The sequence below is a fragment of the Pseudomonas sp. 1 R 17 genome, assembly GCF_900067035.1.
GTDB classification, from domain to species: domain Bacteria; phylum Pseudomonadota; class Gammaproteobacteria; order Pseudomonadales; family Pseudomonadaceae; genus Aquipseudomonas; species Aquipseudomonas marginalis.
Window position 1 is genome coordinate 15,525 of the sequence record NZ_FKLB01000070.1, and the last position, 18,550, is coordinate 34,074.

Genomic DNA, 18,550 nt, shown 5'->3' on the forward strand with positions numbered 1-18,550 from the left:
GTCAATCTTTCACTTGCCCATTGTGAGTCCTGCCCATGAGCCGAGCCCGTGCCGAAATGATCGAAGACACCCGCGCCCGACTGCTCGCCAGCGCACGGCAGGCCTTCGCCACCCAAGGCTATGCCAATACATCGATGGACGATTTCACCGCCCACGTCGGCCTGACACGCGGCGCGCTGTACCACCACTTTGGCGACAAGAAGGGGCTGCTGGCCGCCGTGGTTGCTCAACTTGATCGTGAGATGGACGCATGTTTGCAGCGTATCTCAGACGAAGCCCAAGACCCATGGAGCGGTTTTTGCGAACGCTGCCGCGCTTATTTGCGCATGGCCCAGGACGGCGAAATCCAACGCGTTGTGCTGCAGGATGCGCCGGCTGTATTGGGCGATACCGGCTCCCAGCAACACTGTGTCGAGTCGTTGCGCCAACTGCTGGAAGCCCTGATGCAGGCGGGCATCGTCCCTGGCGCACCGAGCCTGGCGCTGGCGCAGTTGATCAATGGCAGCCTGGTCAACACCGCCCTGTGGATCGCCCGGTCAGAACATCCGGATGAGCGTCTGGAGCAAGGTTTGCAGGGCCTGGAACTCCTGCTGCGCGGCCTGAAACTCACACCAACCGCTTGATCTGCTTATGCCGCCACACCAGCCGGTAGTACGCGGCCTGCAACCCCAGCATCGCCAGGTACGTTACCGGGAACGCCATCCAGACGCCTTCCAGGCCGAAGTGCGCATTCAACAGGTACGCCATCGGTAGCTCGACACACAGCACGCAGAAGATCGAGATCGCCACCGGCATCAGCACCACGCCGCTGGCGCGCATGATCCCGCCGATCACGGCCTGGAAGCCGAACACGAGGATGCTCCACAACATGATGTGCAGCAGGTGCTCGGCATTCACGCGTGCGGCGTCATCGGTGATGAACAACCCGAGCAACCAGTGCGACAACAGATAGCCCAGCACGATCAGGCCACCGGTCAGGCACGTATTGATCAACAGCCCGGTACGCAGGATCGGCCCGATACGCTCCAGCCGCCCGGCCCCAATCGCCTGGGCCCCGAGGATCGAAGCAGTGATGGCAATCGACAGGGCCGGAAACTGCACGTAGTTGACGATCTGCGTCACCGCCCCATAGGCCGCCGTGGCCTGGGACCCATGGCCATTGACCAAGGCAAGGATGACCAACTCCGACAGCGACAACACCACCATCTGCAAGCCTGTAGGCAAGCCGATGCGCAGGACTTTGCCGAGGATGACGCGGTCCAGGCGCAAGGCCGCGAGCAGTTCGCGGTCCGGCGCCATCACATGGTTTTTATGGCGCAGGCGCAGGATCAGAAACAGCATCGCGGAGGCATTCCCCACCAGGCCTGCGTACACCGCGCTCTGGATCCCCAGGGGCGGCAGGCCAATCCAGCCGCGAATCAGCGCCGGGGTCAACAGCAGGCCGACCAGGGTCGAGACCATCAGCGCCAGCAGCGGCGAGATCGTGTCGCTGACCCCGCGCAACAGCTGGGTATAGAGGATAAATACCAGCAACAGCGGCATGATCAGCATCATCATCTGGGCATAGCCCACGGCATCGTCGAGCACATCCGCAGGCGTACCCAATGCCTGCAACGCCGGGCGCGCAAACAGGCTGCCCAGCACCGCTGCGATCAGGCCCACCAGCGCGCCGAGGGTCAGGGTGGCACCGGTAATCGCCTTGACCATCCCGGTTTCCTGGGCGCCCCAGGCCTGGCCAATCAGCACCGAAGCGCCGGCCCCCAGGCCGATCACCAGGGCAATGAAGAAGAACACGATGGGGAACATCCCCGACACCGCCGCCAGCGCCTGGGTGCCGAGCATCTGCCCGACATAAATACCGTTGAGGGTGCCGGAAAAGCTTTGCAGGAAATTGGACAGCACCATCGGTGCCAGAAAGATCAGGTAGACCTGCCACAGCGGGCGTTGCAAAGGGCTTTGCATGAAAAACGGGGCCTCGGAAAACTAAAGCGTCCGAGGGTTATACCGTAATTGGATCCTATCTTCCTGTGCTTTGCATGATGGATGGGGCGCCAACACTCGCTGGTTCCGATGCCCACATTGGATCTTCAGCGTCACCCCGACTCAGGTCGCCACTCAAAAACGGCTCGGCGTGCCGATGGAATATGCACAGTCCAAGGAAGGCGCGGTGCTGCTCAACGTGGCCGCACGCAATGACCTGCCGGAACGGGCGCAGAAACTCAACGCCTTGTTTCTGGCCGCCGAGGCTCAGGCACCGGCATTGGAAGAAGGCGACCAGATTCCGTCGAGCCCGACTACGCCGACCACCGACAAGACCCGAGCACGGGTGGACGCGATGCACAGTTACTTGCAGACGGCGAGTTGATCATTCCCACGCTACGTGGAACGATCATGGGGCGATGGGTAACGCACGTTTGTGGGCGGTCTTCAGGTAGGCGCGTTCCACGATGTCCCTCACCCGCTCACTCACCGGCTCACCCATCAGGTACGCATCGATCTCCTCGTACGTGCAGCCATAGGCCTGTTCATCCAGCTTGCCCGGCGCCAGCTCTTCGAGGTCGGCCGTGGGCTGCTTGTGCACCAGGTTCGCCGGGGCGCCGAGGGCACTGGCCAGCAGGCGCACCTGGGTCTTGGTCAGGCCCGACAGCGGGGCCAGGTCGCAGGCGCCGTCGCCGAATTTGGTGAAGAAGCCCATCAATGCTTCGGCGCCATGGTCGGTGCCGACCACCAGACCGTTGTGCAGGTTGGCCACGGCGTACTGGGCGATCATGCGGGTGCGGGCCTTGACGTTGCCCTTGATGAAATCCACCTGGGCGGCGCTGGCTTCGGTGGCGCTGAGGCTGGCCATCAGGCCGTCGACGCTGGCGGCGATGTTCAGGGTGTCGATGTGGTCCGGGATGATGAAATCCAGCGAGGCCTGGGCATCGCTCTCATCGGCCTGGGTCTTGTAGGGCAGGCGCATGGCGATAAAGCGCGCGGCGTAGTCCTCGGCCCGCAGTTGCTCCACCGCCAGTTGGCACAGGCGCCCAGCGGTGAGGGAGTCGACGCCACCGCTGATGCCCAGTACCAGGGCCTTGCAGCCTGAATGGCGCAAGGTGGTCTTGATGAAGTCAAGGCGCCGTTGGATTTCCTGGGCTTCACCGCCCTTCACCAATGTGCGATCGATGTTGAGTTCCTGCGCGATACGTTCCTGCATGTCACACCTCCACGTTGCCGACATTGAATACCTTCGCTGCGTACTGCAAAAACGAGGGGTCTTCGCAGACGTTCTTCACCGGGTCATCGGAGAACTTCACCACCGGTTCGCCGTGTACGCGCACCAGCTTCATGACGATGCTCAGCGGCTCAACGCCGTCCACATCACAGGCCAGGCTGGTGCCCATGCCGAAACCGAACCTGGCCTTGCCACGGATGTGCCGCAGGATCGGCAGGCACTTTTCGAAGTTCAGGCCGTCGGAGAACATCAGGTCCTTGGTCATCGGGTCGATACCCAGCTGTTTGTAGCGGGCCAGCACCTTGTCGGCCCAGGCGATGGGATCACCGGAGTCCTGGCGCAGGCCGTCATAGAGCTTGGCGAAGTACAGGTCGAAATCCTTGAGGAAAAAATCGGTGCTGATGGTGTCGGTCAAGGCAATGCCCAGGCGGCCGCGGTATTCACGCACCCAGTTTTCCAGGCCGGCGTTCTGGCTTTCGCGCAACCGCCCCAGTTGCTGATGCACCATCATCCACTGGTGAGCCATGGTGCCGATCAGCGGCAGGTCGAATTCGTAAGCCAGGTGCGCATTGCTGGTGCCGACGAACTGGCCGGGGAAGTCGCGGCGCATGATGTCCACCACTTCGCGCTGGGCCTTGAACGACAGGCGCCGGCGCGTGGAGAAATCGGAGACGCGCAGGTCGGCCAACTCCTCGCGGCTGAGGTTTTTCTCCAGCCAGTCGAACTTCTGGTAGAGCTTGCGGGTGACGTCTTCCAGGGTCACGTCGGGGTATTTGGCGCGGTTGCGCAGCTCGCTGACCAGCGCCAGTACCGGTTGTTCGAACATGATGCAGTGCAGCATCGGCCCGACCACACGGATGTTCAGTTGGCCGTCGACTTCGCTGACGTGGATATAGCGCAGGTTGAAGCGGAACAGGCCGAGGAAGCGTTCGTAGTCGGGGGTCAGGTATTCGCGAAAGCGTGGGTTGAACAGAAAGCGCAATTCGCCCTCGCGCATCTGCAGGCCGGCCATGTTCTCAAGCTCGGCGCGCAACTCGGGGATCAGGTGACCGAGCTTTTCCTTGGCGCGCACGATGAAGTTGTATTCCACATCGACATTCGGGTGCTGGTGCAACACCGCCTGCATCATGGTGAAGGTGTAGTAGTCGGTGTCGAGCAAGCCCTGGATCACCGGGGCTTCGTAGTCGTAGGCACTTTCCATGGTGTATCTCCTTAACGCGTGGCCATCGCGGCCAGTTCTTCGCGGGTGCTGCTGATGACGGCACCGGCCTTGAGCAACTCATTGACGGCCTGTACACCGCCCTCCTCACTGATCCCCCGGCACGCCGGCAGGTGCAGGACCACCTCCAGGCCGGCCTTGAGCAGTTGCAAGGCGGTGGTCTTGACGCAGTAGTCCAGGGCCAGGCCGCCGACGATCACGCGAGTGACGCCCTGGGCCTTGAGGTACTCGATCACGCCAGTGGAGAGTTTGTCGTGCAGGTCGTGATAGCAGGCGCCATAGGGGTGCAGGTCGGGTTCGACGCCCTTCCAGATGAAGTAGTCGTAGTCATAGGGCGTGGGCAGCTCGTCGAGCAAGGTAAAGCCTTCGGTGCCCGGCACGCAGTGGCTGACCCAGGTCACATCGGCGTGTACCAGGCCGGTGGGCTGGAGCATCTCGCTGTGCTGGGCGACCACCCAGGGTGCATGCGGGGTGTGGGCGTCCTTGCTGCCGACGCGGTGGCCGGCGAGGCTGGCCATGTAGTTGAGTTCGGCACCGATCCGGTCACCGCCGGCCACCGGCAACTCGTTGGGGCACAGTGGCGTGAAGCTCTTCTGGGCATCGACGTCGAATGAAGCAATGGCAGTTTTCGCAAGGGTCATGGCGGTTCTCCTGTGGCCTGGAAACAAAAGTACACGTCATGTACTTTCATTGCAAGAAACATTTATTTATCTATCCTGACGCAGGTACATGACATATCTGTTCGATCCGTTAGACTGTGCCCCACCGCTGTTCAGAAGGACGTCACATGCCCCTTAGCCCCTACCTCCATACCGTCGACCTGTGCGTGCTGTGCTACTGCCGCGCCGCCGGGGAACTCCAGTTGTTGCTGAACAAGCGCGAAGCCGAGCCCTTCGCCGGGCATTGGGCGTTGCCGGGGGTGGTGGTGAATGGCGGCGTGCAAGATCTGAGCCTCCAGGATGCGGTGGAACGCTTACGCGCCAGCAGCAAGGTCGGCCTGGAGCTGGCCTGGAGCGAGCAAGTGGGCACGGTGGGCGATGCGTTTCGCGATCCGCGTTGCTGGTCGTCGTCAACGTACTACCTGGCGATCGTCGCGGATGAGGTGGCGCCGAGTGAGCATCAAGGCTGGTTCCCGCTGCAGGCGGTGGCCGATGGCAGCATCAAGTTGCCGTTCGATCACAACAGCATCGTCGCGGCCGTGCAGGAACGCCTGTTTTCCAAGTCGCTGTACAGCAGCTTGCCGCTGATGTTCCTGGGCAATGAGTTCAGCGCGCCGGAGGCGACCACGATCTTTTCCCTGGTGCTGGAGCGGCCGGTGCTCAAGACCAGTATTCGCCAGCGCTTGTTGAAGCTGACGGAAGCGGGATATTTGCGCGAGACGGGGCGCAAGAAGCAGGGTGAAGGCGGCAGGCCCCAGGCGACGGTGGAGAACCTGAAGCCTGGGGCGGTTTACTTCTTTGATCGCAGTTTTGCCGACTAGGCACCCTTTTCAAGAACGATGACCTCCCACAGTTTTGATTGGGGTATGGCTTAGTTCATCCAGTTGCCGCCGTCGACGTTGTAGGTCTGGGCCACCACATAATCAGCCTCCTTCGACGCCAGGAAAATCGCCATCCCGGTCAAATCCTCGGCCGTCCCCATCCGCCCGAACGGCACCTCCGCCCCCACCCGCCGCTTCTTCTCGCCAGGCGCCAGGCCTTCATGCCTGGCGAACAACGCATCCACCCCGTCCCAATGCTCGCCATCCACCACGCCGGGGGCGATGGCGTTGACGTTGATGCCCTGCTTGATCAGGTTGAGCCCCGCCGATTGCGTCAGGCTGATCACTGCCGCCTTGGTCGCGCAATAGATCGCCACCAACGGCTCGCCACGCCGCCCGGCCTGGCTGGCCATGTTGATGATCTTGCCGCCGTGACCCTGGCAGATCATCTGCCGGGCGGCGGCTTGCAGGGTGAACAGCGTGCCGGCGACATTGATCGAGAACAGCCGATCAAAGCTGTCGCGGCTGATGTCGACGATGGGCGCCAGGTCGAACAGCGCCGCGTTGTTGACCAGGATGTCGAGCTTGCCGGCCTGGGCGACCACGGCGGCAATTGCGCTGTCGATGGAAGCCTGGTCGGTGACGTCCATCGCTACCGCGTAGGCCTGTGGGCCAAGCTCGGCGGCGGTGGCCTGGGCCCGCTGCAGGTTGATGTCGGCGATGGCGACGGTCGCGCCTTCAGCGATATAGGCCTGGGCAAACGCGCGGCCAATCCCGCGCGCCGAGCCGGTGATCAGCGCGCTCTTACCTTCGAGTCGTTTCATAAGGCAGGTGTCCTTTGAACATTATTTGGGATAGCCGGCGCGTTTCATTTCGCGCTCGGTGGTGGACTGCGCCTGGAGCAACGCCTGCTCGACCGACATGCCGCCCGTCAGCGCCGCCGAGAACAGCTTGCCGACGGACGTGCCGATGGCCTGGAACTCGGGGATGGTCACGTACTGGATGCCCACGTACGGCACGGGTTTGGCCGACGGGTGCGCGGGGTCGGCGTGCCGCATCATCTCCAGGGTCACCTGGGCAAACGGTGCGGCCTGGAGGTACGACGCGTTATAGGTGGACTGGCGGGTGCCAGGCGGTACGTTGGTGATGCCTTCTTTATCGGCGACCAACTGGATGTAGTCCTTGGACGTGGCCCAGGCGATAAAGGCCTTGGCGGCGTCCTTGTGCGTGGACGTGGCCGGGATGGCCAGCGACCAGGCGTACAGCCAGGAGGAGCCTTTGTCGGTGACTTCGGTGGGGGCCGCGGCGAAGCCTACGCTGTCGACGACCTTGCTCTGGCTCTTGTCGGTGGTGAAGGAGCCGGCGACGCTGGCATCGACCCAGATCGCGCACTTGCCGCTGTTGAACAACGCCAGGGTTTCGTTGAAGCCGTTGCTGGACACGCCGGGCGGGCCGTATTGCTTGAGGGTGTTGACGTAGAAGTTGGCGGCGGCGGTCCATTCGGGACTGGTCAACTCAGGCTTCCACTGCTCATCGAACCAACGCGCACCGAAGGCGTTGGCCATGGTGCTCAGCAGCGCGATGTTCTCGCCCCAACCGGCCTTGCCGCGCAGGCACATGCCGTATTGGCCGTTGTTCTTGTCGGTGAGCTTGGCGGCGAATTCACCGAGCTGCGTCCAGGTCGGGTGCGCCGGCATGCTCAGGCCGGCCTGCTTGAACAGGTCGGTGCGGTAGTAGGTGACGGTGCTTTCCCCGTAGAACGGCAAGGCATACAGGGTGCCGTTGACCGACAGGCCCTGGCGCACCGAGGGGAAGATATCGTCGGCGTCGTAATCGGCCGGCAATTGGGTCAGTGGTTCCAGCCAGCGCTTGGCGCCCCACAGCGGGGTTTCGTAGGTGCCGATGGTGAGCACATCGAACTGGCCGCCCTGGGTGGCGATATCGGTGGTGAGGCGCTGGCGCAGCACGTTTTCTTCCAGCACCACCCAGTTGAGCTGGATGTCCGGGTGCTGCTGCTCGAACACCTTGGAGAGGCGTTGCATGCGGATCATGTCGCTGTTATTGACAGTAGCGATGGTCACGGTGTCGGCTGCCTGGCTGGGCAAAGCCAAGGCCAGGCCGGAAAGCAGGAACAACGCTTGCGGAATCTTGGACATAGCGGTTTCCACCTGTTGTTTTTGTTGTTGAGGGCCGATTACAGCAGCTTGGGCCTAGCCCTCACAAACGCATGGCGCATGCGCGGCTGATACTTTTTTAACCGCTGGTTCAGGATCAAAAAAGTATCAGTGCGGGGCGAAACCGGGGGTAGCGCAGGTAGTGCCACCCGCGTATTTTGAGGCGACTGCACCCATAGAAGAGGCATCACCATGCCCGTCAGTCGCGCCAAGCTGTTCGAACACCGCCCCGCCGAGCTTGAGGTGATCCTGCCCGAGCCGCAGCACTGCTTTCGCTGGTTCGAGCACGACTACCCTTACGATCTGGCGCGCTGGAACCACCACCCCGAATTCGAAATCCACCTGATTCGCCAGGGCAGCGGCAAGTTGGTGGCGGGCGACTATATCGGTGCGTTCAGTGCCGGGCATGTGGCGCTGATCGGCCCGGACCTGCCCCACGACTGGATCGGCGAACTGGCGCCCGGCGAACACCTGGCCGGCCGTGACGTGGTGCTGCAATTCGACGGCGCCGCCCTCCTCGCCCTGCGCGACACCCTGCCGGAACTCGGCGACTTGCACGCGCTGTTCGAACAGGCCCGGCGCGGCCTGGAATTCAGCGGCGACACCGCCGTGCAGGCCGCACGCTTGATGGAGGCCATCGGCAACGCCCACGGCCTGCAACGGCTGACCCTGTTCCTGCAACTGCTCGACAGCCTGAAAAACGCTCCGGCGCAGCAGGTAAAGGCCCTGGCCAGCCCCTGTTACGCCCCGACCCTGGACGCACGCAGCGCCGAGCGCATCAACAAGGCCTTCGACTACCTGATGCGCGAACTCACCGGCGACGTGCGCCTCTCGGTCATCGCCCAACAGTTGGACATGAGCGAACCGGGCTTCTCACGTTTCTTCAAGCGCAACACGGGCCATGGGTTTATCGACCTGATGCGCAAATTCCGCGTGCAACGCGCCTGTCGGTTATTGCTGCAAAGCGAGATGTCGGTGGCGGATATTTGTTTTGAAGTGGGCTACGCCAACCTGTCCAACTTCAACCGGCACTTTCGGATCGAGATGCACCAGACGCCCAGTGAATATCGCCGCGAACCGCCGATACACCTGTTCAACCCCATCGAGAAAATGACACCCAGTCATTTCTGATCAAAAGGTCGAGTAATTCGGCTTTTTTCCATGACATTCAATCCATTAAGCAAAGTTGGTACAGCCTGTGCAACCGTTTGCGGTACGAACTTGACCGCCAAGTTCACCACGACCCGATGAATCGGGTTCAAACCGCGTACGAATAGGGACTTTCAATGCACCCCACCTCAAAGCCCCGTGCCTGCTTTGGTGTTTCCTTGCTACTGGCCGCCGTAACGGGAGTACTCAGCGCGCCCATTTTGGCGCAGGAAAAATCCGTGGATGACTCAGCACAGGGCGAAACCCTGAGCCCTGAGGCCAGCCCGGCGAAAAAAGGCGTCTATCTGTCGGAATGGTTCAACCAGGATCTGACACTGATCGGCAGTAAAGACATCAGCTTCGGCCCCAAGCCCCAGGATGATGTCTACCTGGAATACGAGTACTTCGGCCGCAAGGGGCCCTTCGAGTTGTACGGCTACATCGACGTGCCGAAGATCCTCGGCATCGGCAACAGTAACGACAAAGGCGCGTGGGACCATGGCTCGCCGGTCTTCATGGAGCACGAGCCGCGTATCTCCATCGACTACCTGGCCGGACGCAGCCTGGCCATCGGCCCGTTCAAGGAATGGTATGTGGCGTTCGACTGGATCTACGACCACGGCAGCAATAAAGCCAACCGCGCCAACACCCTGTACAGCGGCCTCGGTACGGACATCGACACCCATTCGCGAGTCAACTTGTCGGCGAACTTCTACGGGCGTTACCAGTGGGAAAACTACGGCGCCAGCAATGAGTATTCCTGGGATGGCTACCGCGCGCAGATGAAATACATCGTGCCCATCGGCAAGTTCGACAACGGTGCGTCGCTGACCTATATCGGTTTCACCAACTACGATTTCGGCTCGGACCTGCACAAGGACAACCCGGCGCGCACCGCCAACGCCCTGGTGGCAACCAACGTGCTGCTGTATTCCTTCACCCACCTGCGCTTCACCCTGGTCGGTCGTTATTTTCATAACGGCGGCAACTGGGAAGATGGCAGTGAGTTGAACTTCGGCGAGGGTAACTTCCGCGCCCGCTCCGACGGCTGGGGTTATTACGCCGGCGTGGGCTACCAATTCTGATCAAGGAGTATTAGATGAATACATTTACCCGTCTTTCGCTGGCCGTCGGCCTTGCCCTGCTGCCCCATGTAGTGCTGGCTGATTCTGCTGCCCCCATCAAGCCCAAGGTGATGCTGATCACCATGTTCGCCCCCGAGGCGCAAACCTGGATCGACCGCCTGGAACTCAAGCAGGAAGTGCGCGTGCCGGGCCTGTCCGCCGAATACCCGGTGATCCGCTGCAACACCCGGGACGTGTGCCTGCTGGTGACCGGCATGGGCCAGACCAACGCCGCCGCGTCCACCCTGGCCCTGGCGTTGTCGCCCAAGTTCGACCTGCGCCAGAGCTATTTCCTGATCGCCGGGATTGCCGGGATCAGCCCGAAACACGGCACCATCGGCACTGCCGCCTGGGCCCACTACCTGGTGGAGTTCGGCACCCAGTGGGAGCTGGATTCGCGGGATGCGCCCAAGGATTGGCCGACCGGCTACCTTGGCATCAACACCAAGGGGCCCAACGAAAAGCCGCCGCTGGACTACAAGACCGAAGTGTTTGAACTGAACCCCAAGCTGCAGGCCAAGGCGTTCGCCCTGTCGCACACAGTCGAACTTACGGAAAGCAAAGAGTCCGCCGCCTGGCGCAAACACTACCCCGCCGCGCCCGCCAACCAGCCGCCGCAAGTCACCCGCTGCGACACCCTGGCGGGCAATACCTGGTTCTCCGGTACGCGCCTGAGCGAACGCGCCGAGGTGTGGACCAAGTTGCTCACGGATAACAAAGGCGAGTACTGCACCACCCAACAGGAAGACAACTCCACGTACGAAGCCTTGCTGCGCGCCAGCCGCGAGGGGTTGGTGGACATCCAGCGCCTGGCCGTCGTACGTGCCGGTTCGGACTTCGACCGCCCATACCCCGGCTACAGCGAAGTCGACAACCTGCTCAAATACGCCGACCAGGGCGGGTTCGTACCGGCGCTGGAAAACCTGTACCGCACGGGGAACCCGCTGGTACAGGCGATCCTCAACAACTGGTCGGCCTGGAAAAAAGGCGTTCCAGAAGCCTAGTGCCGCTCAAAAAGTGTCAAGGCAGGAAGATGATTTTGTCCGCGCTGCCTTGGTTCACCTCCCCATAGCATTGCACCCCATCGACCAGCGCCACCTCGCGCAGGCCGGTGGGCAGCGGCAACAAGCCTTCGTCGAAAAAACGTCCGAACTGCTCCAGCATCACCGCGCACTGCTCACAGTTGTAGAGCAATGAATTGATCCCCACCACCGAGCCGCCCTTGCGATACAGGGCCAGGGCCGGCAGTTGTACGTGACCGTCCACCGGCGCGGCAATGATCGCGATGCGACCGAACGGCGCCAGGCCTGCCACGGCCGCCGGCAGCCAGAAACCGGTGGTGTCGAAGATCACATCGGCGCCGCCCTTGAACACCGCATTGACCTGCGCGCCCAGCGCCTCGGGCTTGCCCAACGCAATCGCGTCGAACCCTTGCCCCTGCAATACCTCGACCTGATCAGCCTTGCGCACCGCTGCCAACACCTGCGCACCCAGGACCCTCCCCAAGGCTAATGCCGCGCTGCCCACCGCCCCATTGGCGCCGATCACCAGCAAGCACGTGCCTTTGTCCACGCCACTGCGCTGCAGCGCATCCCAGGCCGTGGTGTAGGGCACACCCAGGCTGGCGGCCTGGGCAAAACTCAGGTGGGCAGGTTTGTGCGCCACGCCTTTGGCCGACACGGTGAGGTATTGGGCGTGGGAACCGTCGGCGAAAAAGCCCAGGTCGCGACCGGTGCCCCAGACCTCCTGCCCCACCAGCGCCTGCGGACCTTGCACCACCACGCCGGCGAAGTCGCGGCCAGGTATGCGCGGCACGGTGGTGTAGGGGAAACGCCCGAGTACGTTCTTCACGTCGCTGGGGTTGAGGCCCGCCGCCTTGATCCGTACCAGCACTTGATCGGCGGCCGGCACCGGCGTCGCGACGTCGACGAAGCTCAGGGCGGCAAGGTCGCCAGTGGTGGAAAATTGCAGTGCTTTCATTGCCAGTATCCATCGAAGGGAGAAAAGGAATCAGGACAACCAACCGCTGACCAACTGCCGGCCCATGGGCCAGAGTTTTTCGCCGAGCAGCATGCCCATCAGGCCCACCAGCGCAATGGCAGGCGGTGCGGGCGAACGGAAGTCCAGCGCGCCGTAGATCACGCCGACAAAGAGGCCAATGGCAAGGGAGATCAGGTAACTCATGGGGGCGACGCCTGTTGGGTTGATGGGCTTAGTGTAGGGAGCCCATCCCGGCAGCATCGGCCAAGGGCTTCAGGATTTCGGCCAACTCACGTACTGGGAAGGCGCCATCCCCAGTTCACGCCGGAACATGTCGCTGAAACTGCTCGGCGAATAGCCCAGGGAACGCGCGACAGCACTGACCGACTGGCCCTGGATCAGCTCGGCCACCGCCGTGGCCAATTGCACCTGGCGGCGCCATTCGGCAAAGCCCATGCCCAGGTGGTGCTGGAACAGTCGCGCCAAGGTGCGCACGCTGGCACCTGCCGCTTCCGCATGCTGCTCGAAAGGAATCTCCAGGGACGGCGCCGCCATGACCGCCTGGCACGCGCTGATCAGCCGGCGATCGGCCTCCACCGGCATGGCGATACGGATCTGCGAGCGGCGTGCCCGTTGCAACTCCAGCAGGGCCAGGCCGACCAAGGCGGCGTAATATCCCTCGTCACCGCTGTCGCCCTGTTCCACCAGCGTGACGATCAACTCACGCAGCAGCCCACCGACTTCAATCACTTGCACCTGGCTGTCCAATGTCGCCGCCAAGGCCGGACGCAAGTAGATATTGCGCATCTGCAAATCCGACACCACCCGGATGCCGTGCTCCACGCCCGGCGGCAGCCAGACCGCGCGCTGGGGCGGTACCACCAGGGCTTCACGAGGCGTCTCGACCCACATCACGCCGCTCATGGCATAGAGCAATTGGCCCCAGTCGTGGCGATGGGGCTCCACGTACAGGCCACGCGGGTAGGTGCGCGCCAAGGGTTGCACGGGGACGGCATGATCACTGAGGTCGGGGGGTGCGGCCAGGGCCATGGGGAGCACATCTATCGGGAGTCAGCCGCCATGGTAATGACCACCGCCGGACAATCCGAGTGAATTTTTGCCGCCGAGGGCGATCACTTGCTTACACCACCAGGGTTGAGGGGCCAATGAATAACGCAAAACTGTTTGTGATCGACTACACCCTTCATGAGGAAGCCAAGTCATTCATTATTCGTCTGGAAAAGCTGGATACCTTGGAGGCCTGGCATTGGGCAAGCTGTGACGCCGGCGTGGGCCGTATCGGCCGTTTCGCCCGCGAGCGGGTGAAGAAAACCAGCCAGGAACAGGCCGAGAAATTCGGCATAAAAAACGTTCAATGGCGCCGCTCGGATGCGCGCGCCCAGGCTTGATCAAGGAGAAATGAGCATGGATTCAATCAACGGCAAGGCGCGCATCGATTACACCCGGGACACGTTGTTCGGGCCATTGGCCAAGCATGTCGAGTGCCAGGTGAGCGTGCAGCATAAGCCCGGCTGGCTGGTGCTGAAGGTGTTCCAGCCGCTGCCGGACGATTTGCATGATGCGCAGACCCTGGTGCTGGCCCTCGAAGGTCGACGAACCAGCGGCGTGGTAAAAGACAGCCGGCGCTTGTCCGACCACAGCCTGCGCCTGGAGCTGGAACCCCAGTAATCGATACGCAGGGAGCCCGCTATTCAGGCTCCCTGCGAACGTATTCAGCCTTTAGCCGACTTGGCGCACTCGCACCCCGTCGCCGCCGCACAAGGCTCGCCATGGGCATGGTGCTCGGCGCAGCCCTGGCAGCAATAGCCCTTACCGTCCTTCATTACCGCATCGACGCCCAGCACACACTTGCAATGTGGGCAGGCACAGGTTTGATCAGGCATGGCCAGACTCCTTCTTCATGGTCGTCCGGTGCGGCGGTTGCCGGCACCTTAAGCAGTGACTGCCAGGCCTCGGCGATGGTTCAAACCATCAGTCGGTGCGCGTATTGCTGCGGTACATGAACACCAAGGCCAGAGCCAGACACACCATCGCCAGGATGCGGCTGCTCGACAGTTCGACAGCCGGGTTGCCCAGCCAACCGAAGTTATCGATCAGCATGCCCATGCCCAATTGCCCTGTGATCACGGCCACGGTTGCCACTGCAGTACCGACCACCGGCACGGCCCCGACCATCACCATCATGTACACCACGCCGAACAATGCACCGGTCAGTTGCCATTTGGGCACGTCCAGCAGGCTGAGGACCTGGGCCGGTTCGAAGAAGAAAATCAGCAGCGCGGTGGTGAGCGCGCCCACTGCGAACGTCAGCAGACTGCTGCGCAACACGCCCACCGCCTGGCCGAGACGACCATTGATTGCCGCCTGCACACTCAGCACCGCACCGGCAGCAATCACCAGCACCAATAACAGAATCAGATTCATCGCCTTACCCTCGTGCAATCAGAACAAGTGCCGCCACAATCAACGCCAGGGCTATCCAGCGCTCGCCATTGACCCGTTTGCGTGCGGTGCCGAACCAGCCGAAATGGTCGATCAGCACGCTCTTGCCCACCTGGCCGGACAAAATCGCGATCATGGTCATGGCAATACCGATGTGCGGCGTGGCCAGGGTCAGCACCACCACATACATCGGCCCCAGGAACCCACCGATCAGTTGCCAGCGCGGCAACTCGGACAACGCCGGGCCCTTCTGCGGGCCGCTGAACAGCAGCAGCAAAAACAGAATCGCCGAGCCGACGCCGAAGATGCTCAAGGTTGCCCATAAATGCCCCACCTGGACGCCCAATGGCCCGAGCAACCCGGCCTCCACCGACAGGCCCATGCCCGCCAGGATCACCAGCGGCAACAACAGCAACCGTAAAAGGCTGTTTTTTGGCCTGGCTTGCGCCACACCCTCGATAGAACTGGCCTGCATACATCACCTGCGCGTCAATAAAGGAAACATGGCGCGCATTATCCGGTGGCCTGCCTGTGCGATAAATGGGAGTATGCCGACAACACCTTTGCGCACTACGCACAACCCGGAGGCCTGATGCAGGGCTTGAATGAATTGAGTTTCAAGGCGCTGCGCCTGTTCGTCGCGGTGCTGGATCACGGCAGCTTTTCCGAAGTGGCTCGCCGCGAAGGCCTGGCGCCCTCCTCCATCTCCCGGCAGATCCAACTGATGGAACAGGCCCTCGGCCAGCAGTTGCTCTACCGCCACACCCGCGCGGTGAGCCCCACCGAAGCCGGGCGCCTGCTGGGGCGACACGCGCGCTTGATGCTCGAACAGCTGGAAGCCGCCGGCCAGGCCCTGCAGGAACAGGAAAGCGAACCCAGCGGCCTGGTGCGCATCAACGCGCCGATGGTGTTCGGCCAGCGTCACCTGTCACCGTGGCTGGGCGAGTTATGCCGGCGCTACCCGAAGCTGCAACTGGACATCCAGCAAACCGACACCTTCGTCGACCCGCTGCAAGACGGCACCGACCTGCTGTTCCGTATCGGCGTGCTCAACGACTCCAGCATGCAGGCACGCATCTTCGCCCCCCAGCGCTTTCGCCTCGCCGCCAGCCCCGCCTACCTGGCCCGCCAGGGCACGCCCCAGCACCCCGAGGAACTGCTCCATCACCAGTGCCTGGCCTACAAGGGCATCACCGGCCAGCAACGCTGGTTCTTCCGCAAAGGCCAGGGCGACTGGACACCCTACAGCGTCAAGGGCCCGATCACCGGCAACCACGCCGACACCCTCACCCACGCCGCCGAACAAGGCCTGGGCCTGGTGGTGTTTCCGTCCTGGCTGATCGGCGAAGGCCTGCGTGCTGGCACCCTGCAAGCGGTACTGACGGAATATGAAGTGGCGACCACGCTGGAGCCGCAGCAGATCGCTGCGCTGTGGCCGGGGAGCCGACGACTGTCCCTGAAGGTGCGCACGGTGATCGATTATTTTGTGGAGTGTTTTGGGACGGTGCCGTATTGGGATCGATGAGCGGTTGAGGAATTTTCCGAGTAGTAAAAGTAGGCTCGGTCTGATTTAACGGGCCACTCTATTTTGGACCGGGTGCATTGGGGCAGACTTTGGCGATGTCTTTTTGGAGAGATGCCATGGTTTTCATGTACCCAAAGCCGTCGCGCGCTGAACGTGTGGCGGCAACCAGCGGTCGGCTCGTCTTGGATAGCTCACCCAGTTTTGGCTATATTTGGCCAAAATACGCGGAGCACCTCATGATTACCGTACCCTTGGGCGAAGCAAAGAATAACCTGTCAAAACTGGTGGATGACGCCGCCGCCGGCAAAATTATCACCATTGCCAAGCATGGACGTGCGATGGCGCAACTCGTCCCCGTGGGGAAATCCAAAGGTCAGCGAATTGGCGCGATGAAAGGAAAGCTCGTTGTCCCCGAGGACTTTGATGCGCCCCTGCCAGCCGATCTGCTGGATGCGTTTGAGGGCAGCCATCCATGAGGGTGCTGCTGGATACCCATGTTCTGCTCTGGGCACTGACTGACGACCCGAAGCTATCCAGCAAAGCCCGACGACTGATCGAGAATGCCGCAGAGATCTACGTCAGCGCGGCAACCTTCTGGGAAATGGCGATCAAGGTCGGCCTTGGAAAACTCGATGCAGACCTGGACGAAATCCGGGAATACTGCCTTGAAAGCGGTTTCGTCGAACTGCCCATCACCTCGGAACACGCGATTGCCGTCAAGGATCTTGAGCCTCATCACAAAGACCCTTTTGATCGGCTTATCGTAGCGACAGCCATCAGTGAACCGATGAGACTATTGACCGCCGACACGCAGATTGCCCAGTACACATCCTTGGCAATCCTGGTATAGCCCGCACCCACGGCCTGGAACTCAGAACACCCACTGCCCAATCAACCACGCATTGGCGCCACTGATCAGCGCAAACAGAAACCACGCCAACACCCGAGTGTGCAGGCGATTGACGAACGGCCCCATCAGCTGCTTGTCGCCGGTCATGCGGATCAACGGGTACAACGCAAACGGCAACTGCAGGCTGAGCACCACCTGGCTGAGGATCAGCAGCTTGCCAATGGCCTGGTCGCCCATCAACCACACCCCGAGAAACGCCGGGATCAGCGCCAGCCCACGGGTGATCAGGCGGCGTTGCCAGCAGGGAATGCGCAGGTTGAGGTAGCCCTCCATGATCACTTGCCCGGCGATGGTGCCGGTAAAGGTCGAGCTTTGCCCGGACGCCAGCAAGGCGATGCCGAACAGGATGCTGGCAAAGGCGCCGCCCACCAGCGGGTCGAGCAAGCGGTAGGCGTCCTGGATCTCCACCACCTCAGTGTGCCCCGTCTTGTAGAAGGCGGAGGCGGCGAGTATCAGGATCGCGGCGTTGACCAGCAGTGCCAGGGCCAGGGAGCCAATGGTGTCGATCCGGGCCAGCTTGACCGCGTCCTGTTTGCTGGCGAGGTCTTTGCCGATCAGGCGGGTTTGCACGATCGAGCTGTGCAGGTAGAGGTTATGGGGCATCACCGTGGCGCCGAGAATACCGATGGCCAGGTACAACGGCGCGGCATCGCTGATGGCCGACAGGGATGGGGTGAAGCCACTGAACACATCCGGCCAATACGGTTTGATCAGCACCAGCTCAATGAAGAAACACACGCCGATGGTCGCCACCAGCGCCAGCATGATCGCCTCCAGGCGGCGAAAACCACGGTTTTGCAGGGCCAGGACCAACAGCGTATCGAAGGCGGTGATGACAATACCGGTGGTCAGGGAAACGCCCAGCAGCAGGTGAAACGCCAGGGCGCAGCCGAGTACTTCGGCGAGGTCGGTGGCGATGATGGAGATTTCCGCCAGCACCCACTGGGTGCGTGCGGAGCGTTTGCTGTAGCGCTCACGGCACAGTTGCGCCAAGTCCTTGCCGGTAGCGATACCCAACCGCGAGCACAGGCACTGCACCGCCATCCCCGCCAGGCTGGCGAGCAATACCACGAACAACAGGCTGTAGCCGTAGCGCGACCCGGCTTCGATGGCCGTGGCCCAGTTGCCTGGGTCCATGTAGCCGATGGAGATCAGCAGGCCGGGGCCGGCGAACATCAGGATGCGCTTGAAGAAGGACGCCTTGGGGTCAACGGCAACGGAGCCGGCCACTTCCGGCGGGCAGAATGGAGCGGTAGCGATTTTCGGCAGGCTGAATTTCACGCGGTATCCCAGGCAAACATACTCGACAGGG

23 protein-coding genes and 1 pseudogene are annotated in these 18,550 nt (G+C 62.0%); 11 read left to right on the top strand and 13 right to left on the bottom strand.

All coding sequences use genetic code 11. The annotated features are described in order from the left end of the window. Positions 1-35: 35 nt before the first annotated feature. Positions 36-623 (top strand): TetR/AcrR family transcriptional regulator, encoded by a 588-nt coding sequence (locus tag BFP99_RS31370; RefSeq protein ID WP_065949029.1) that lies wholly within the window; start codon positions 36-38, stop codon positions 621-623. Here BFP99_RS31370 and BFP99_RS31375 read toward each other — a convergent pair. After that, positions 607-1,962 (bottom strand): MATE family efflux transporter, encoded by a 1,356-nt coding sequence (locus tag BFP99_RS31375; RefSeq protein ID WP_065924401.1) that lies wholly within the window; start codon positions 1,960-1,962, stop codon positions 607-609. The genes BFP99_RS31370 and BFP99_RS31375 overlap by 17 nt on opposite strands. Before the next feature lie 121 nt (positions 1,963-2,083). Between BFP99_RS31375 and BFP99_RS31380 the strand changes: the two are divergent. Beyond that, positions 2,084-2,359: pseudogene (locus tag BFP99_RS31380) on the top strand (ABC transporter substrate-binding protein); the annotation flags it as partial. Positions 2,360-2,389: 30 nt separating this feature from the next. Here BFP99_RS31380 and nadE read toward each other — a convergent pair. From nadE to BFP99_RS31395, 3 genes are read right to left on the bottom strand one after another with little or no spacing between them, the layout of a single operon-like run. Further along, positions 2,390-3,196 (bottom strand): ammonia-dependent NAD(+) synthetase, encoded by an 807-nt coding sequence (gene nadE, locus BFP99_RS31385; protein WP_065949031.1) that lies wholly within the window; start codon positions 3,194-3,196, stop codon positions 2,390-2,392. A gap of 1 nt (position 3,197) precedes the next feature. Continuing rightward, positions 3,198-4,415: a nicotinate phosphoribosyltransferase gene (gene pncB, locus BFP99_RS31390; RefSeq protein ID WP_065949032.1), complete on the bottom strand. Its 1,218-nt coding sequence runs from the start codon at positions 4,413-4,415 to the stop codon at positions 3,198-3,200. Between the two features lie 11 nt (positions 4,416-4,426). Beyond that, positions 4,427-5,074 carry a nicotinamidase gene (locus BFP99_RS31395; protein WP_065924397.1) on the bottom strand — a complete coding sequence of 216 codons (648 nt, stop codon included), beginning with the start codon at positions 5,072-5,074 and terminating at the stop codon, positions 4,427-4,429. 146 nt (positions 5,075-5,220) lie between these two features. Between BFP99_RS31395 and BFP99_RS31400 the strand changes: the two genes are divergently transcribed. Beyond that, the gene (locus tag BFP99_RS31400) at positions 5,221-5,913 is read left to right on the top strand and encodes an NUDIX hydrolase (RefSeq protein WP_065949033.1); all 693 of its coding nucleotides are present in this window, start codon (positions 5,221-5,223) and stop codon (positions 5,911-5,913) included. A gap of 50 nt (positions 5,914-5,963) precedes the next feature. On the opposite strand, the gene BFP99_RS31405 is transcribed toward BFP99_RS31400, so the two are convergent. Then, positions 5,964-6,737 (bottom strand): L-iditol 2-dehydrogenase, encoded by a 774-nt coding sequence (locus BFP99_RS31405; RefSeq protein WP_065949034.1) that lies wholly within the window; start codon positions 6,735-6,737, stop codon positions 5,964-5,966. Positions 6,738-6,758: 21 nt separating this feature from the next. After that, positions 6,759-8,069 carry an ABC transporter substrate-binding protein gene (locus tag BFP99_RS31410; RefSeq protein WP_065949035.1) on the bottom strand — a complete coding sequence of 437 codons (1,311 nt, stop codon included), beginning with the start codon at positions 8,067-8,069 and terminating at the stop codon, positions 6,759-6,761. A gap of 210 nt (positions 8,070-8,279) precedes the next feature. Here BFP99_RS31410 and BFP99_RS31415 point away from each other — a divergent pair, with 210 nt between their 5' ends. From BFP99_RS31415 to BFP99_RS31425, 3 genes are all read left to right on the top strand, one after another. Then, complete coding sequence (locus BFP99_RS31415) at positions 8,280-9,218, top strand: AraC family transcriptional regulator (RefSeq protein ID WP_065924393.1); 939 nt, start codon at positions 8,280-8,282, stop codon at positions 9,216-9,218. A 155-nt stretch (positions 9,219-9,373) separates the two neighbouring features. Beyond that, positions 9,374-10,321 carry a nucleoside-specific channel-forming protein Tsx gene (locus tag BFP99_RS31420; protein ID WP_065949036.1) on the top strand — a complete coding sequence of 316 codons (948 nt, stop codon included), beginning with the start codon at positions 9,374-9,376 and terminating at the stop codon, positions 10,319-10,321. A gap of 14 nt (positions 10,322-10,335) precedes the next feature. Beyond that, a complete protein-coding gene (locus BFP99_RS31425) occupies positions 10,336-11,364 on the top strand; it encodes a purine-nucleoside phosphorylase (protein ID WP_065949037.1) in 1,029 nt (342 codons plus the stop codon). Positions 11,365-11,380: 16 nt separating this feature from the next. On the opposite strand, the gene BFP99_RS31430 is transcribed toward BFP99_RS31425, so the two are convergent. From BFP99_RS31430 to BFP99_RS31435, 3 genes are all read right to left on the bottom strand, one after another. Further along, complete coding sequence (locus BFP99_RS31430) at positions 11,381-12,340, bottom strand: quinone oxidoreductase family protein (RefSeq protein ID WP_065949038.1); 960 nt, start codon at positions 12,338-12,340, stop codon at positions 11,381-11,383. Between the two features lie 30 nt (positions 12,341-12,370). After that, positions 12,371-12,544, bottom strand: coding sequence for a DUF1427 family protein (locus BFP99_RS32620; protein ID WP_017849167.1), 174 nt, complete (start codon positions 12,542-12,544; stop codon positions 12,371-12,373). 69 nt (positions 12,545-12,613) lie between these two features. Further along, positions 12,614-13,390, bottom strand: coding sequence for an AraC family transcriptional regulator (locus tag BFP99_RS31435; protein ID WP_065924389.1), 777 nt, complete (start codon positions 13,388-13,390; stop codon positions 12,614-12,616). A gap of 116 nt (positions 13,391-13,506) precedes the next feature. Between BFP99_RS31435 and BFP99_RS31440 the strand changes: the two genes are divergently transcribed. After that, positions 13,507-13,749, top strand: a complete 243-nt coding sequence (locus BFP99_RS31440) for a DUF6555 family protein (RefSeq protein WP_065924388.1) — start codon at positions 13,507-13,509, stop codon at positions 13,747-13,749. A 16-nt stretch (positions 13,750-13,765) separates the two neighbouring features. Continuing rightward, positions 13,766-14,029: a hypothetical protein gene (locus BFP99_RS31445; RefSeq protein ID WP_027607511.1), complete on the top strand. Its 264-nt coding sequence runs from the start codon at positions 13,766-13,768 to the stop codon at positions 14,027-14,029. Positions 14,030-14,073: 44 nt separating this feature from the next. Here the strand turns inward: BFP99_RS31445 and BFP99_RS32625 are convergent, their stop codons facing one another. The 3 genes from BFP99_RS32625 to BFP99_RS31455 form a co-directional block, all read right to left on the bottom strand. Further along, positions 14,074-14,244 (bottom strand): metallothionein, encoded by a 171-nt coding sequence (locus tag BFP99_RS32625; protein ID WP_074846300.1) that lies wholly within the window; start codon positions 14,242-14,244, stop codon positions 14,074-14,076. Between the two features lie 88 nt (positions 14,245-14,332). Next, on the bottom strand, positions 14,333-14,785 hold the full coding sequence (locus BFP99_RS31450; RefSeq protein ID WP_065924387.1) for a DMT family transporter: 453 nt from the start codon (positions 14,783-14,785) through the stop codon (positions 14,333-14,335). 4 nt (positions 14,786-14,789) lie between these two features. Further along, the gene (locus BFP99_RS31455) at positions 14,790-15,278 is read right to left on the bottom strand and encodes a DMT family transporter (RefSeq protein WP_027607513.1); all 489 of its coding nucleotides are present in this window, start codon (positions 15,276-15,278) and stop codon (positions 14,790-14,792) included. Between the two features lie 117 nt (positions 15,279-15,395). Between BFP99_RS31455 and BFP99_RS31460 the strand changes: the two genes are divergently transcribed. The 3 genes from BFP99_RS31460 to BFP99_RS31470 all read left to right on the top strand — a co-directional run bounded on the left by BFP99_RS31460 (position 15,396) and on the right by BFP99_RS31470 (position 17,178). Further along, complete coding sequence (locus BFP99_RS31460; RefSeq protein WP_065949053.1) at positions 15,396-16,328, top strand: LysR family transcriptional regulator; 933 nt, start codon at positions 15,396-15,398, stop codon at positions 16,326-16,328. A gap of 116 nt (positions 16,329-16,444) precedes the next feature. Further along, positions 16,445-16,804, top strand: a complete 360-nt coding sequence (locus tag BFP99_RS31465; RefSeq protein WP_235865582.1) for a type II toxin-antitoxin system Phd/YefM family antitoxin — start codon at positions 16,445-16,447, stop codon at positions 16,802-16,804. Beyond that, entirely contained in the window at positions 16,801-17,178 is a 378-nt protein-coding gene (locus tag BFP99_RS31470; RefSeq protein WP_065924386.1) for a type II toxin-antitoxin system VapC family toxin, read from the top strand. Before BFP99_RS31465 ends, BFP99_RS31470 begins: the two co-directional genes overlap by 4 nt. A 21-nt stretch (positions 17,179-17,199) precedes the next feature. Here BFP99_RS31470 and BFP99_RS31475 read toward each other — a convergent pair whose 3' ends face one another. Further along, on the bottom strand, positions 17,200-18,519 hold the full coding sequence (locus BFP99_RS31475) for an Nramp family divalent metal transporter (RefSeq protein ID WP_065924385.1): 1,320 nt from the start codon (positions 18,517-18,519) through the stop codon (positions 17,200-17,202). Positions 18,520-18,550 lie beyond the last annotated feature (31 nt).